Genomic DNA, 15,713 nt, shown 5'->3' on the forward strand with positions numbered 1-15,713 from the left:
CATGATTCATCTGTTTGCCGCTGTCTGGTGGTAACACTTTGCTCTACAAAGAGCGTTCTCCAGCTCCGAATAACACACATCCGCCAGGAAAACCCTTTGTCAATCTCTACTTAAAAAGCAGGATAGCCACTTTTTCCCGAACTCTTCGTTCATATGCCTGATATCATGGTCTGGATGCGCTTCCTCATCCATGGCATCCCCTACAGGCAATCTTTTACTTCCCTTCGAGAGCTCCCGCTCCGTAAAACATCCGTTGACGATGGTATCAGCAGGCTGAGCGATCAACTCGGCATTGCATTTATCATATACTTCATCGTTCATCAACTTTATTCCGGACAGGTAGCTTTCCGGAGGATAACTTCTATCATCACCTTTCTTCTGAATAGGCAGGGGATTATGTCCAACATATATCTTTTTGTTGGTCACGCTCCTGATCATTTCCATGATCTTCCAGGACGTCGTACCCTTGACACTATCCAGCACGGTTTGATTTATTACTGCTGATGAAAAAAATTTGCCAGGTTCGACAAAAAAAACTTCCATCTGAAGTCCGTAAATCAAGAATAGATCATATTCAACGATATCAATCTCACTCTTGCCACCCGATGTATAGGTGATGGTTCTCTTTAATCTATCTGTTTTTGGAACCAGTTTATTATCGATGAGAATCAGTCCACCCAAGCCATTACTTCTAGCGGTAAAGAAGACAAGATTATATTCTTGATGCCACTCTGGCATCAGGTCCCAGGCTCTTTTCAAAGCACCAACGTGGCTATTGCCCAGCACACAAATATTTTTCTTCATTCCTTACCTCCAAAGGCGTCGAAGATCTCTTCTTCGCAAACCAGATCATTAATTTTCTTTACGTTACCTACCCTCTTGTTTTGTTTTCCGAAAATCTCAGCGCCAAACTTTGTCCTCAGAGAAGAAAAAAATGATTCATCACAAAATCGACACCGTGGGGGTTAACACTTCGTTGATTGGGTTCGAAAAACACCCCCTTGAAAACCGGGCTGTTGATTATTTCATACGAAGGAAAATAATCCACATAATTACAACCTCTAGAAATCTGCCCAGCCACGGCACGCAACACTGACTTGGATTCCATTGTAGCGACGATCACGTTGTTCCTGGAGTTTGTCGCTACCAAAGGAACAGGGGAAACTGTCAATATAAGGCGTAGCGCAGGATTCTCATGACGCATTATTTCTATGGCATCTCGCAGATCATTCATCACAGAGGGATACATCTGATTCTTGAACGCATGGATACCTTTCAGGTAGGTCCCTGCTGAAGTCCCGGGACACATCGGATACTCGTAGCCGTATTCCGAATTGAACCAGCTTTCAGTCAACCCTAGGGTGAAGACAAAGAAGTCTGATGAGACGATGCATTCCCTAAATGCTTTTATTGTCTCCTCTCGAGAGAGCATTAACTCTTCTTTACTACAGAAACCCTCCGGTTCCACCACGGGGCGAAAGGGATCATAGAACCGTCCGTCCTTTTCCCAAATCTCCTCGGGCGGCTCTTTTATCCCTGTTGCCCACTCTACCCACTGCTTCAACAATGAGGTGGTGTATATATTCCCGGTTCTTGCCGAAAAAATATTGTAATTGTATTTTTTTGCATTTTCCTGCGAGAGCCCCTTGGGTGGAGTTTCTGTCGAGACCCAGTTGAACCCTCTGCTATCAAGAGCATTTCCAATATGTTGCGCAAAGCAGGAACCGAAGGTAACCACTTTACTATCCTTTGTGATCTTGAACTTTGGAGACCACAAATTGGATATGTCAAAAATTGACTTTTCGGATACAGCTTTTTTCCAGAAGGCACGGTCTGGAAGTGTCGAATATGGATTCATCTTACTCACCTCAAATATAAGATATAATATCGGTCGCGAACGAACAAAATTGATAACGTCTATCTTAAATCACCCATTGCCACGACGAATAGGAATGTTTACGCCAACACTGGCATCTCGTCTTCCTTTCTAAAATATTTGCATAAAAAAAGATAGGCGAAATATTTGTCTATTGTGTTGAGAAACGAGCACTGACAACGGCCCCGGAACCCTTCATAAAACCTTTCCCATGCACCATTTCCCTGACCCATGGGGGGTTCAAAAGAGAACAAAGCAAGCATTTTTAGCTTCCATGAAAACTCGGCGAACCAATGCTTCCAATAAAACGGGACCAACACACCTTTCACTTTCTTCCCTTCTTCACAAAGGAGTCGTCAAGCGCACAACGAATGTCAGAATATCGATAAAAAAACGTACTTTTTTCACTCTAGATTCTCTCACATCTTCTCTATCAGGCAGCCGCAAAACACGCAAATACAATCCAGAGAACATCCAAGAAAAACCACGAAAATACCCCTTTAAACAACAACAAAATCGTCGAAACTTTGTCGAATTGATCAATCAGGACTCTACTTCGCCACATTTCCTCAATCGGATAAAATGCATTCTCAACCATGCGGAAACTTCTCCAGATATCTGGGCAGTTGCACTCTCGCGATATCGTGGGAACCTCCTCCCCCCAGCGGCGTATCTACTGATCGGGATCGGTTCTTGCCAAGCCGAGGTGGACTCCCTTCGAGGTCATGCTAGACTCGATTCAGACTCGCTTGACGGGGTGCCGGTGAATCCGGCTGAGATGGCGCAGGGCCAGGGTGACGAATCACCGGCCGCCAGCGCCGATCCCGTGGAACCTGATCCGGGTGCGGTGTGGCTTCACACCTTGAACCGGCGTAGGGAATCAGGCGGTGGTGTCTGCCCCTGCGCGCGCACCTCCCTCCTTTCTCGTCGCCGTGTCCTTGGCCGCCGCCCTCCGGATCCGCACCAACCGGAGGCAACATGGGCTACCGCTTTACCGATCTTGTCGACGCCTGCCGCGATGACTGGCACGCCTACATCGAACACGACTTCGTGCTCGCCCTTGGCCGTGGTGAACTGGCCGACGCCAGCTTCCGTCACTATCTGAAGCAGGACTATCTGTTTCTGCTGCAGTTCTCCCGGGCCTACGCCCTGGCGGCCTACAAGAGCCACAGCCTCGACGAGCTGCGCGGCGCCTTCGACGGCATGAAGACCATCCTCGACGTGGAACTCGGCCTGCATCTCGCCTTCTGCCGCGACTGGGGCATCGGCGAGGCCGAACTCGCCGAGCTGCCCGAAGCCCGCGCCACCCTGGCCTATACCCGCTACGTGCTGGACGCCGGCAGCCGCGGCGACCTCTTGGACCTGCACGTGGCGCTGGCCCCCTGCATGGTCGGCTACGCCGATATCGCACGAAACCTCAACGCCCGTTCGGACACCCTGCGCGGTGCCGACAACCCCTTCGACGCCTGGATCGCCATGTACGAAAGCGACGACTTCCAGGCCGCCGCACGCCAGGAGCAGGCCTGGCTCGATGATCAGCTTGGCCAGGTATCCGGCGAGCGCTTTGCGCGACTGTCACGGATCTTCGCCGACGCAACACGACTCGAGATCGACTTCTGGCAGATGGGACTCGATCTAAGCGACTAACACAATCAGCACCACGCTTGACGGGGGGCCGCCAGAGGCGGCTGAGATCATGCAGCGCATGGGACCCGTTGAACCTGATCTGGGGGTAACCCCGATGCCATGGCATCGCGGTGAGGACCAGCGTAGGGATCAAGCGCTCACGGCCCAGGCCACGACGCCCCCTCCTTCCTCACGCGATGCACACAACAACGCCAGCACCCAGTGCCGTGAGAAGGACAAGCCAATGCCGCTCGATCAACCCGTTTCCGCCAACAAAACTCGCCATAGCGCGCACTTCCTGGCCGAGACCGCCCAGGTCGACCAGGCCGCAGTTACGCCCCTGCCGGGTTCGCGCAAGGTCTATGTAAAGGGCTCCCGCGACGACCTGCGGGTGCCGTTTCGCGAGATTTCGCTGTCGGCGACCCGCACCTCCGGGGCCGACGAGGCCAATCCGCCGCTCTTGGTCTACGACACCTCCGGCCCCTACACCGATCCCCAGGTCGAGGTCGACCTGCGTCGCGGGCTTGCCGAGTTGCGCCGGCCCTGGATCGAGGAGCGCGACGACACCGAATGGCTCGATGGCCCGACCTCGGACTACGGTCGCCGACGTGCCAACGACCCGACGCTCGCCCCGCTGCGTTTCGAACTGACCCGAACGCCGCGCCGCGCACGTCGTGGCGCCGACGGCAGCGCCGGCAATGTCACCCAGCTGCACTATGCCCGCCGCGGCATCATCACCCCGGAGATGGAGTTCATCGCCATCCGCGAGAATCAGCGCCGCCAGGCCCTGGCCGATGGCTATCGAGGCAGCGACGAGGTCGAGCGCATCCTTGGCCACCAGCATCCCGGGCAGGGCTTCGGCGCCCGTCTGCCAGAGGAGATCACCCCCGAGTTCGTGCGCCAGGAAGTCGCCGCCGGGCGCGCCATCATCCCCGCCAACATCAACCACCCGGAAGCCGAGCCGATGATCATCGGGCGCAACTTCCTGGTGAAGATCAATGGCAATCTGGGCAACTCGGCGGTGACCTCCTCCATCGAGCAAGAGGTCGAGAAGATGACCTGGGGCATCCGCTGGGGCGCCGATACCATCATGGATCTGTCCACTGGCCAGAACATCCACGAAACCCGCGAGTGGATCATCCGCAACTCGCCGGTACCGATCGGCACGGTGCCGCTCTATCAGGCGCTGGAGAAGGTCAAGGGCGTGGCCGAGGACCTCACCTGGGAGGTGTTCCGCGACACCCTGATCGAGCAGGCCGAACAGGGCGTGGACTACTTCACCATCCACGCAGGCGTGCTGCTGCGCTACGTACCGCTGACCGCCAACCGGGTCACCGGCATCGTCTCCCGCGGTGGCTCGATCATGGCCAAGTGGTGCCTTTACCATCACCAGGAAAGCTTCCTCTACACCCACTTCGAGGAAATCTGCGAGATCTGCAAGCAGTACGACGTGGCCTTCTCGCTGGGCGATGGCCTGCGCCCGGGCTCGGTGGCCGACGCCAACGACGAGGCCCAGATGGCGGAGCTCAAGACCCTGGGTGAGCTGACCCATATCGCCTGGAAGCACGACGTCCAGGTGATGATCGAAGGCCCCGGCCACGTGCCCATGCACCTGGTCAAGGAGAACATGGACAAGCAGCTCGAGTACTGCGACGAGGCGCCCTTCTATACCCTTGGGCCGCTGGTGACCGATATCGCCCCGGGCTACGACCACATCACCTCGGGCATCGGAGCGGCGATGATCGGCTGGTACGGCTGCGCCATGCTGTGCTACGTCACCCCCAAGGAGCACCTGGGCCTGCCCGACAAGGACGACGTCAAGACCGGCATCATCACCTACAAGATTGCCGCCCACGCCGCCGACCTGGCCAAGGGGCATCCCGGCGCCCAGCGCCGCGACAACGCCCTGTCCAAGGCGCGTTTCGAGTTCCGCTGGGAGGACCAGTTCAACCTGGGCCTCGACCCTGACACCGCCCGCGCCTATCACGACGAGACGCTGCCCAAGGACTCCGCCAAGGTGGCCCACTTCTGCTCCATGTGCGGCCCCAAGTTCTGTTCCATGAAGATCAGCCAGGAGGTCCGCGACTACGCCCGCGACAACGGCCTGGAGGGTGACGGCGACGCCGTCATGGCCGGCATGGAAGAGCGCGCCCGGGTCTTCCGTGAACAGGGTGCGGAGCTCTACAAGGAGGTCTGAACAAGGAGGTCTGAGACAAGCCATTCCCCGGCGCATCCCCGGGCAGCGTTCGACTGCCCGGGGATGCACGTCTTGTACGCCCGGTTCCAGTTCCGCCGCACAAAGTTAGACAAAAGTCTAATCCAAAGATTCATGCACTTGACGCTCATCACGGCTTCGTTGGATCCACCAGCAAAGCCGTTCGACTACCTCCCCAGGCCAGTTATTCGCGCCCCGGGGCGGTGCTAGATTCGCCGCCATCCCACGCATTCTCGCCTCACCAAGGCGTCTTTTCTGGAGATGGCATGAAAGCCCCGATTCTGGTGATCAACTGCGGCTCCTCTTCGATCAAGTTCGCGCTGGTCGATCAGGCCCCCGACGCTCCCCGACTGTCCGGTATCGCCGAGCGCCTGGGTAGCCACGAGGCTCGCCTCAAGCTTGTAGACGAACACGGCAGCACCCGCGAGGTCTCGCTTCCCCGAGCGACCCACGCCCTGGCGCTCAAGACGATTCTCGAGCACCTTGACGTCCACCGGCCCATCGGTATCGGCCACCGGGTGGTACACGGCGGCGAGCGCTTCACCGCCGCCACCCTGCTCGACGACGCCGTGGTGCGCACCATTCGCCAGACCATCAGCCTGGCTCCCTTGCACAATCCGGCCAACCTCGACGGTATCGTCGCCACGCGCCGGCTGTTCGAGGATCTGCCTCAGGTGGCGGTGTTCGATACCGCGTTTCACCAGACCCTGCCGCCCCACGCCTACCGCTACGCCATCCCCGAAGAGCTCTACAGCCGACACGGCATCCGTCGCTACGGCTTCCACGGCTCGAGCCATGCCTACGTGACCGGACGCCTGACAGAAGTCAGCGCCCGTGGTGAAGGCGGCTGGCTGATCGCCCACCTGGGCAATGGCTGCTCCGCCACTGCGGTATGGGCCGGCAGAAGCCTGGACACCAGCATGGGCATGACCCCGCTGGAAGGCCTGGTGATGGGCACCCGCAGCGGTGACGTCGACCCCGGCCTGCACCTGCACCTGGCGCGCCAGCTGGGCATGTCGCTGGAGGGCGTCGATCAGTTGCTCAACCAGAAGAGCGGACTGCTGGGGCTGTCCGAGCTGACCAACGACATGCGTGAGCTCGAACAGGCCGCCAGTGAAGGTCACGCCGGCGCGAGCCTGGCCATCGAGGTGTTCTGCTACCGCCTGGCCAAGTCCCTGGCGGGCCTGGCCTGTGCCCTGCCCCGGATCGACGGCATCGCCTTCACCGGCGGCATCGGCGAAAACTCTGCCCTGGTGCGCGCCCGGACCCTGGGCCACCTGGAGGCCCTCGGTGTACGCCTGGACGCTGACGCCAACGAGAGCCTCCCGCGTGGCGAGGAAGGCCAGATCCACGACCGAGGCACCAGCTCGGCGCCGGAGATCCGCGTCATCCCCACCGACGAAGAAGGCTATATCGCCAGCCAGACCCGGGAATTGATCGCGAGCCTGACGTCCACGCCAAGGCTCGAGGAGGTTCAGTGAGCACCCAGTCCCGCACGCTGCTGCTGATCCCCATCGACGACGGCGTCGCCCTCACCTCCGCCGGCCTCGGCCTGCTTCGTGCGCTGGATACGCTGGGGCTGGACGCGGGTTTTCTGCAGCCCTTCAGCCAGTCCGAAGGTGGCGAGCAGGCAAGTGACAACGACGAACGCGCCCGCTCGCTGGTGGCCAGCACCCTGGGCATAGGTTCGCCGCGTCCGATCTCGCGCCAGACACTGGAGCAGTATCTCGGCCGCGACGATCGCGATGGTCTGCTGGAACTCGCCGTGGAGCGCCACGCCCGCGTCGCCCGCCCTGCCACCGGCAAGGCACCGGCGCTGATCGTGGTGGAGGGCGTTCGCCCACTGCCGCGAAACGCCTACGCCTTCGACCTCAACGTGCGCCTGGCCAGTGCCCTCGACGCCCAGGTGGTACTGGTCGCCGATGGACAGATCGCCGATCCCCAGGAGCTGGCCAAGCAGTTGCAGTTCCATCGCCAGAGCATCGACGCGGTGGGTTCGGTGCGTACCCTGGGTGCCATGCTGATGCGACTGCCGGGGGACGGCGACGGCTCGGCCATCGACCAGACCCTGGCCTCGGTCAGCGAGGTCGAGGCCCGCGCCCATCGCCAGCACTGGCAGCAGCAGCTCGCCACCGGCGCCGATCTGACCCTGCCGGTGGTCGCGGCGGTGCCCTACCGGGCCTCCCTGACCGCACCGCGTGTGGTAGACGTGGCCCGTGCCCTCGATGCCAGGATCCTGCACCACGGCGAGGCCGATCGCCGCCGCGTCGCCCACTCGACGCTGGGGGCCCGCAGCGCCGAGCACCTGCTCTACGCCCTGCGTCCCGGCGAGCTGATCGTGTCCCCCGGGGACCGCGACGACACCCTGCTGGCGGCGGCCCTGGCCACCATGAATGGCGTGCCCCTGGCGGGCCTCCTGCTGACCCACGGCGAGTCACCCAGCCAGCAGCTGATCGACGTCTGTCGCCCGGCGCTGGCCTCGGGGCTGCCGGTACTCTCGGTGGACACCGACAGCTACGCCACCGTGGCCCGGCTTACCGAGATGTCCGGCGGCATCCCGGTGGATGATCACGAGCGCGCCGAGGCCATCTGCGCCTTCGTCGCCGATCACCTGGATCGTGACTGGCTGCTGGCACTGATTCACGACGACGCCCAGCGTCGCCTGTCACCGGCGGCCTTCCGCCATCAACTGGTCAGCATGGCCCAGCACAAGCGTCGGCGAATCGTGCTGCCCGAAGGCGACGAGCCACGCACCCTGGAAGCGGCCATCCTGTGCCAGCGTCGTGGCATCGCCAACTGCGTGCTGCTGGGCAAGCGTCGCGCCATCCTCGAGGTGGCCAAGGCGCGTGGCCTTGAACTGCCCGATGACCTCCAGATCCTCGACCCGGACGCCGAGCGTGGTCGCTTTGTCGCCCCCATGGTCGAGCGCCGGCGTGGCAAGCTGACCCCGCTGACCGCCGAGGCCCAGCTTCATGACAGCGTGGTGCTGGGTACCATGATGCTCGCCGAAGGCGAGGTCGATGGCCTGGTCTCCGGCGCCGTGCATACCACCGCCAACACCGTGCGCCCGGCCTTTCAGCTGATCAAGACCGCCCCCGGCTACGGCCAGGTGTCGTCAGTGTTCTTCATGCTGCTGCCCGACCAGGTGGTGGTCTACGGTGACTGCGCGGTCAACCCTGACCCCGACGCCGAGGCGCTGGCAGAGATCGCCCTGCAGAGCGCCACCAGCGCCGAGGCCTTCGGCATCGAGCCGCGAGTCGCCATGATCAGCTACTCCACCGGCGAGTCCGGCAGTGGCGCCGACGTCGACAAGGTCCGCGAGGCGACCCGCATCGCAAGGCAACGGGCGCCGCACCTGGCCATCGACGGCCCGCTGCAGTACGACGCTGCGGCCATCGCCAGCGTGGCCCGGCAGAAGGCACCGGAGTCACCGGTGGCCGGCCGCGCCACGGTGTTCGTGTTCCCGGACCTGAACACCGGCAACACCACCTACAAGGCGGTCCAGCGCAGCGCTCGGGTGGTCAGCATCGGCCCCATGCTTCAAGGCCTCAACAAGCCGGTCAACGACCTGTCCCGGGGCGCCCTGGTGGAGGATATCGTCTATACGATTGCGCTGACCGCGATCCAGGCCGGTCAGTAACGACCAACACAGCGCCACAGACCGTCAGAAATGCCAAGGCCCCGGAGAACCGGGGCCTTGGCATTTGTGTGGGCTTTGGCCCGGGACCGCTCGCTACCACTCGGCGATGCCGGTATACAGGCACACCAGCACCAGCCCAAGCAGGAAGACGGTCTCGGCGACCATCAGGATGACGGGCTTCCAGCCAACCACGGCGAGCTTCTGGAAGGAGGTCTTGATACCGAGTGCGGCGATGGCGGTGACCAGGCACCAGCGCGACAGGTCGGTCATGCCCTCGACCATCACCTGGGGGATCACGCCAAGGCTGTTGATCAGCACCAGCACCACGAAGGCCACCAGGAAGCTCGGGAACATCGGCACCTTGCCACCTTCACCGCCACGGGCGCGGCGAAACAGCAGCATGAACACCATCACCGCCGGCACCAGCATGGCGACCCGCAACAGCTTGACGAAGGTTGAGATATCGCCGGTCTCGTCGGAGATCATATAGCCGGCACCGACCACCTGGGCGACGTCATGGATGGTGCCACCAAGAAAGATGCCGGCCTGGGTGTCGGTCAGTTCCAGCGCGCCGACCAGCAGCGGGTAGAGCACCATGGCGGCGGTGGACAGCGTCGTCACGCCAACCACGGTCAGGATGGTATTGCGCTCGGCGATCTCGTTGCGCGGCATCGCCGCAGACAGCGCCAGCGCCGCCGAGGCGCCGCAGATCGCCACCGACCCGCCGGTCAGAAGCCCCAGGTCATTTTTCAGCCCCAGCAGTCGCGCCAGCACGCTTCCCGCCAGAATGGTCAGCACCACCCCGGCGACCACCGTCACCACCGGACCGATACCGAGTTCCGCCACCTGCTCCAGGGTGATGCGCACCCCCAGCAGGGCAACACCCAGCCTGAGGATGGTGCGGGCGGCAAACTCCACCCCCACCAGGCACGGGCCCTGCTCGCTGAGAAAGTGCAGGGTCATGCCGAACAGCAGTGCGTACAACAAGGTCGGGCCACCGTAGTGATCGGCGATAAAGGTGGTGGCCAGGGCAATGGTGATGCAGATCAGCACCCCCGGCATGCGCTCCCGGGCGGGCTCCAGATGGCGACGCCATCCGGTCACGGGCGTCTCGGGCTTGGCGTGTGTCGTTGGCTGGGACATGGGCGTCCTCTCGTTTATTCGTTGTTCGCGTATCAGGGGTCGCGCTCAGCGGGTCAGCCGATGACGCGCTATTGATTTGATCCTGGCCCAGCCCGCTACCGCGACGTTAGGGCCAGAGCGCGGCCTCGAGTAAGGCCAGGCCCCGATGGCATCGATCCGCTGTCGAGATTCCAGCGCTGCACGTCAAGCGACGCGCGCCTGGGCACGGCGATCGGCCTTGATCATGTCCGCCGCGCGTTCGGCGATCATGATGGTCGGGGCGTTGGTGTTGCCCGAGACGATGATCGGCATGATCGAGGCGTCCACCACCCTCAGTCCCTCGAGGCCGTGCACCCGCAGTCGGTCATCGACCACCGCCAGGTCGTCGTGGCCCATCTTGCAGGTGCCCGCCGGGTGGTAGATGGTCTGACTGTAGCGCCGGGCAGCCTCGAGCAATTGCTCGTCGCTCTGATACTCCCGCCCCGGCACGTATTCATCGGTGATCACCTCGGCAAGCGGTGCCTGCTCGGCGATGCGTCGCGCCACCTTGATGGCGTCCACCGCCACGCGACAGTCTTCTTCGGTGCTCAGGTAGTTGGGCTGGATCGAGGGATAGACGGCGGGGTCGGCGCTGGTGATGCGAATACGCCCCCGGCTGGTCGGACGCAACTGGCACACCGAGGAGGTGAAGGCCGAGAACGGATGCACCCCTTCGGCCGGCTTGTCCGCCGACAGCGGCTGCATGTGGAACTGGATATCCGGGCGATCCAGGCCCTCCCGCGACTGGGTGAAGATGCACACCTGACTGGCCGCCAGGGTCAGCGGGCCGGTGCGAGTCAGGGCGTACTGGGTCCCCACCGCCAGCTTTCTTAGCGGATGACGCACCTCGTCGTTGAGGGTGCGACAGGAGGTCTTGAACACCAGCCGGATCTGCAGATGGTCCTGCAGGTTCTCGCCGACGCCCGGTAGTGCGTGGTGGCAGTCGACGCCGACCTCGGCCAGGTGGTCGGGGTCCCCGATGCCGGAGCACTGCAGGATCTGCGGCGAGCCGATGGCGCCGCTGGACAGCAGCACCTCGAGCCTCGCGCTTGCCCGATGGGTGCTCTGCCCCTGGCGGTACTCGACCCCGACCACGCGCTTGCCCTCCAGCAGCAGCCGCTGACAGTGGGCTCGCTTGACCAGGGTGAGATTGGGGCGCTTGAGCGCCGGACGCAGAAACGCCTTGGCGGTCGAGCAGCGAAAGCCCTTGTAGGAGGTCTGCTGGAAGTAGCCCACGCCTTCTTGCCTGGCCCCGTTGACGTCGCGGTTCTCGGGAATCCCCGAGGCCTTGGCCGCCTCGATGAAGCGTTCGGCGATCTCGCGGCGCAGGCGCAGATCCGAGACCTTCAAGGGGCCATCGGCACCGTGGTAGTCATCGGCGCCCCGCTCCTGGCACTCCGACTTCTTGAAGTAGGGCAGCACCGAGTCATAGTCCCAGCCGTCGTTGCCCAGCTGCGCCCAAACGTCGTAGTCCTCGCGCTGACCGCGAATGTACAGAAGCCCATTGAGCGAGCTTGACCCTCCCAGCACCTTGCCCCTGGGCCACTGCAGCCGGCGACCGTCGATGCCCTCGTCGGGATCGGTGAGGTAGCACCAGTCGGTGGCCGGATTGTGCATGGTCTTGAAGTAGCCCACGGGCACGTGGATCCACGGATTCCAGTCGGACCCGCCGGCCTCGAGCAGCAGTACCGACACCTCGGGGTCCTCGCTCAGGCGGTTGGCCAGCACGCAGCCGGCGGAGCCCGCCCCCACGATGATGTAGTCGAAAGCCTCTGGCGGTGGTGTTGTGGTTGTCATGTCGCTCACTCAATCGAGACAATTTGTCTCATTTAACTATAGATAGTTTTCGCAAAAGATCAATATCGAGACAAAAAAACTCAATTTTATTGATCTATTCCCGAGAGACTTCTAAGGTGTGGTCAAGGCCCTTTGTCGGGCCCGGAGCCAGGCGACGATCGCCAAGCGCGAACGCCGGCACTCCCCTGCATCCCTACACCAAACACAAGACTGGGAGCCTTCCATGAGTTCACGCCTCTTCTCATCAGACGTGTCGCGCCGCGACTTCCTGAATATCTCGGGTCGCTTCGGCATGACCTCCACGCTGCTGGCCGCCAGTGGTCTGGGCGCTGGCCTCACCGCCTCGAGCCTGGCCCGAGCCGCCGACGCCGAGCAGCAACGCCGCTATCAGACCGAACCCAAGTTCCAGCTTCGCTTTGGCGCCTCGGGATTCAACGAGCGCAATCTCGATATCCAGAAGTCCGGGCAGCTGTTCTTCGCGCGTGACGTCGAGGAGCGCACCAACGGCGCCATCCGCGTCGAGTTCATGGGCTCCAACGAGGTCTGCAACCAGCTCGATTGCGTCAGCAAGGCCCAGCAGGGCATCGTCGACATCTTCTCGGCCTCGACCCAGAATTCCGCCGGCGGCGCGCCCTACCTGAACGTGCTGGACTTCGCCTACATGTTCCCGAGCGTCGCCTCGATGTTTCACTTCTTCTACGACCCTCGCAGCGAGGCCCTCTTGCGCGAGCCGATGCGCCAGCGCCACAACCTGCAGTTCCTGTTCACCCACTGCGACCTGCGCGGGCTGATGATGGGCCAGAGCTGGGCCGACAAGCCGCTGGTGGACAGCCTCGAGGTGCTGCAGGGCACCAAGAACCGCGTCACCGGCACCCAGCTTGGCCGCATCGCCATGGAACAGCTTGGCCTCAACCCGGTCCCGGTGGCCTGGGAAGAGACCCTGGACGGCCTGCGCCAGGGCCTGCTGGACGGCGCCGAGACCTGGATGAGCGCGGTGGCCTACGCCGGCATGGCGCCGGTGGTGTCCCAGGCGGTCGACCTGCGCTTCTTCGCCGGTACCGAGCACACCGCCATGAACCTGTCGAAGTTCGAGGCGCTGGATGCCGAGCTGCAGGATCAGGTGATGGAGTCGGCCTACGCCGCCCAGATCTTCACCCAGGGCATGAACGAGGCCGGCCGCTACCAGATCGTCGGAGCCACCGAACACCCCGCCGCCGGCACCGTGTTCGCCGAGAACAACGTGCGGGTGGCCCCGCTGTCCGACGAGATCCGTGCCCAGGCCGAGCAGCTATGCGCCCCGGAGTTCAACCCAGAGCCCTGGGAGCAGTGGCGCGAGCGGCTCAATGCCTGGGCCGGCGACGTCGACATCTACAAGGAAATCCACACCATCGCCCGGGAGATCCCGCGTGAGATGGCGGCGGTCAACGTGGCGCCGAAGCGCTGGTGGAGGGCGTAATGACCGATCACAAGGCCACCGCGGCCCAGGCGACGTCGAACGACGTCGCCGATCGGCCGACCCCCGCCTGGCTCTCGCCACTCAAGTGGCTCGACGCCAATCTTGAGAAGGTGATCATCCTGGTCTCCTACAGCGGCATGGCGGGCATCATCTTCGTCGAGGTCATCCGCCGCTTCTTCTTCAGCCTGCAGGCGCCCTGGAGCACCAGCATTCCGGTGCTGCTGTTCCTGTGGCTGACCTGGTTCGGCGCCTCGCTCAACGTCAAGCAGCGTACCCACCTGTCGCTCAACGAGATCCGCATGCGCCTGCCCTACGCCGGTCAGTTCGCCTGCCAGGTACTCGACGCCGTGCTGTGGATCGGCTTCGGCGCCCTGGTCATCCACTTCACCATTGCCCAGGTGGAACTGGCGCACATGAACTTCGCCATCGTGCCGGGCACCGACAACGTGATGCAGTGGTGGTTCTACCTGGCCACACCGCTGGCCTGGGCCCTGATCATCTTCCGGGTACTGCAGAACCTGGCCAGCGACATCGCGCGCTTCCGGCGCCGCGAGCCGTTCAACCTGCAACCGTCCATCATGGACTAGGAGAGACGTCATGACCGACGGCATGCTTATCGGCCTGGTCACCGCGGGCTGCACCACCATCTTTCTGCTGGGGGTACCGATCTTCCTGGTGATCGGCCTGTGGGTGGTCGGCACCAGCCTGATCATCGACTTCACCCTGGCCAATATCGGGGTCACCCTGTTCCAGGGCCTGAGCTTCTTCGGCCTGCTGGCCCTGCCGCTGTTCATCCTGACCGGCGACTTGATCAACGCCGCCGGCATCGCCAAGCGACTGTCCGACTTCGCCTATTCGGTACTGGGCTGGCTGCGTGGCGGCATGGGCATGGCTACCCTTGGCGCCTGCGGCCTGTTCGCGGCGATCTCCGGGTCCAACGCCGGCACCACCGCCACCATCGGCTCGATCATGCAGCCGGAGATGGTCAAGAACGGCTACGACGAGCGCTTTTCCGCCGCCACCGCCGCCTCCGGCGGAACGGTCGGCATCATCATCCCGCCGTCGATCATCTTTATCGTCTACGGCTTCATGATGAACCTGTCGATCAGCGACCTGTTCATCGCTGGCATGATCCCCGGAGCGATGATGGTGTTCGGCATGATGGCGGCCTGTCACCTGGTGGCGCGACGTCACGGCTGGGGTACCCTGATTTCGTTCAAGGCCGGTGAAAGCGCACGCTTCGCCAGGCGCGCTTATCTCGGCTTCGCTACCATCGGGGTGGTGATCTACGGCATCTACTCGGGCAAGTTCTCGCCCACCGAGGCCGCCGCCATCACCGTGGGCTTCACCCTGATCGCGGGGCTACTGATCACCCGCGAGATTCGCTTCACCGCGCTGCCCTCGATCATGCTGCGCTCGGGCCAGATCGCCGGCATGCTGGCGCCGTTGATCGCGATCTCGGTGGTGATGCAGCAACTGCTGTCGGTGCTGGGCGCGGGCCAGGCGCTGCAGGACCTGCTCAGCGGTCTGGGCAACTACTACGTGATCCTGGGGGCCTGCATGCTGATGATCCTGCTGGCCGGGATGATCCTCGAGAGCCTGCCGGTCACCATCATCCTGGCACCGATCCTGGCGCCCATCGCCCAGAACGCCGGGGTCGACCCGATCCACTTCGCGGTGATCTTCCTGGTCGGTGCCGCCATCGGCTTCGTCACCCCGCCCTTCGGCCTCAACCTCTACGTGGCCTCGAGCATCACCGGGATCCCCTACCTGCGCCTGGTGAAGTTCGTCATCCCCTACTTCATCGCGCTGATCAGTTGCTGGATCGCGATCTCGATGTGGCCGGCGCTGTCACTGATGCTGGTGAACCTGTAACACCGACAGGCAAGCAGGAGCACGCGGCAAGCCTCACCGGGCTTGCCGCGTTATCATGAGTGCCTGC

The 15,713-nt window shown here is 62.3% G+C and carries 11 protein-coding genes and 2 riboswitches; of the genes, 7 read left to right on the top strand and 4 right to left on the bottom strand.

The window, feature by feature from the left end; genetic code table 11:
- Positions 1–99: 99 nt before the first annotated feature.
- Positions 100–804, bottom strand: coding sequence for a hypothetical protein (locus NFH97_RS02550; RefSeq protein WP_349624378.1), 705 nt, complete (start codon positions 802–804; stop codon positions 100–102).
- 115 nt (positions 805–919) lie between these two features.
- Complete coding sequence (locus tag NFH97_RS02555; protein WP_349624379.1) at positions 920–1,858, bottom strand: GSCFA domain-containing protein; 939 nt, start codon at positions 1,856–1,858, stop codon at positions 920–922.
- Positions 1,859–2,619: 761 nt separating this feature from the next.
- A riboswitch (TPP riboswitch) is annotated at positions 2,620–2,773 on the top strand.
- A gap of 81 nt (positions 2,774–2,854) precedes the next feature.
- Between NFH97_RS02555 and tenA the strand changes: the two genes are divergently transcribed.
- The 4 genes from tenA (at position 2,855) to pta (ending at position 9,357) form a co-directional block, all read left to right on the top strand.
- The gene (tenA, locus tag NFH97_RS02560; RefSeq protein WP_108449662.1) at positions 2,855–3,523 is read left to right on the top strand and encodes a thiaminase II; all 669 of its coding nucleotides are present in this window, start codon (positions 2,855–2,857) and stop codon (positions 3,521–3,523) included.
- 11 nt (positions 3,524–3,534) lie between these two features.
- Positions 3,535–3,669: riboswitch (TPP riboswitch) on the top strand.
- 77 nt (positions 3,670–3,746) lie between these two features.
- On the top strand, positions 3,747–5,699 hold the full coding sequence (thiC, locus tag NFH97_RS02565; protein ID WP_349624380.1) for a phosphomethylpyrimidine synthase ThiC: 1,953 nt from the start codon (positions 3,747–3,749) through the stop codon (positions 5,697–5,699).
- A gap of 284 nt (positions 5,700–5,983) precedes the next feature.
- Positions 5,984–7,198, top strand: a complete 1,215-nt coding sequence (locus tag NFH97_RS02570) for an acetate/propionate family kinase (protein WP_349624381.1) — start codon at positions 5,984–5,986, stop codon at positions 7,196–7,198.
- Positions 7,195–9,357, top strand: a complete 2,163-nt coding sequence (gene pta, locus NFH97_RS02575; protein WP_349624382.1) for a phosphate acetyltransferase — start codon at positions 7,195–7,197, stop codon at positions 9,355–9,357. The genes NFH97_RS02570 and pta overlap by 4 nt, the downstream gene beginning before the upstream one ends.
- Positions 9,358–9,450: 93 nt before the next feature.
- Here pta and NFH97_RS02580 read toward each other — a convergent pair whose 3' ends face one another.
- Positions 9,451–10,500, bottom strand: a complete 1,050-nt coding sequence (locus NFH97_RS02580) for a YeiH family protein (RefSeq protein WP_253029110.1) — start codon at positions 10,498–10,500, stop codon at positions 9,451–9,453.
- A 183-nt stretch (positions 10,501–10,683) separates the two neighbouring features.
- Positions 10,684–12,315: a GMC family oxidoreductase gene (locus tag NFH97_RS02585; protein ID WP_349624383.1), complete on the bottom strand. Its 1,632-nt coding sequence runs from the start codon at positions 12,313–12,315 to the stop codon at positions 10,684–10,686.
- A 223-nt stretch (positions 12,316–12,538) separates the two neighbouring features.
- On the opposite strand from NFH97_RS02585, the gene NFH97_RS02590 reads away from it, so the two are divergent.
- From NFH97_RS02590 to NFH97_RS02600, 3 genes are read left to right on the top strand one after another with little or no spacing between them, the layout of a single operon-like run.
- A complete protein-coding gene (locus NFH97_RS02590; protein WP_197037057.1) occupies positions 12,539–13,771 on the top strand; it encodes a TRAP transporter substrate-binding protein in 1,233 nt (410 codons plus the stop codon).
- A complete protein-coding gene (locus NFH97_RS02595; RefSeq protein ID WP_108131568.1) occupies positions 13,771–14,358 on the top strand; it encodes a TRAP transporter small permease in 588 nt (195 codons plus the stop codon). The genes NFH97_RS02590 and NFH97_RS02595 overlap by 1 nt, the downstream gene beginning before the upstream one ends.
- A 10-nt stretch (positions 14,359–14,368) precedes the next feature.
- Positions 14,369–15,646 (top strand): TRAP transporter large permease, encoded by a 1,278-nt coding sequence (locus NFH97_RS02600; RefSeq protein WP_349624384.1) that lies wholly within the window; start codon positions 14,369–14,371, stop codon positions 15,644–15,646.
- Positions 15,647–15,713: the final 67 nt, after the last annotated feature.

This window comes from Halomonas sp. SCS19, assembly GCF_040147015.1.
Lineage (GTDB): Bacteria > Pseudomonadota > Gammaproteobacteria > Pseudomonadales > Halomonadaceae > Halomonas > Halomonas litopenaei.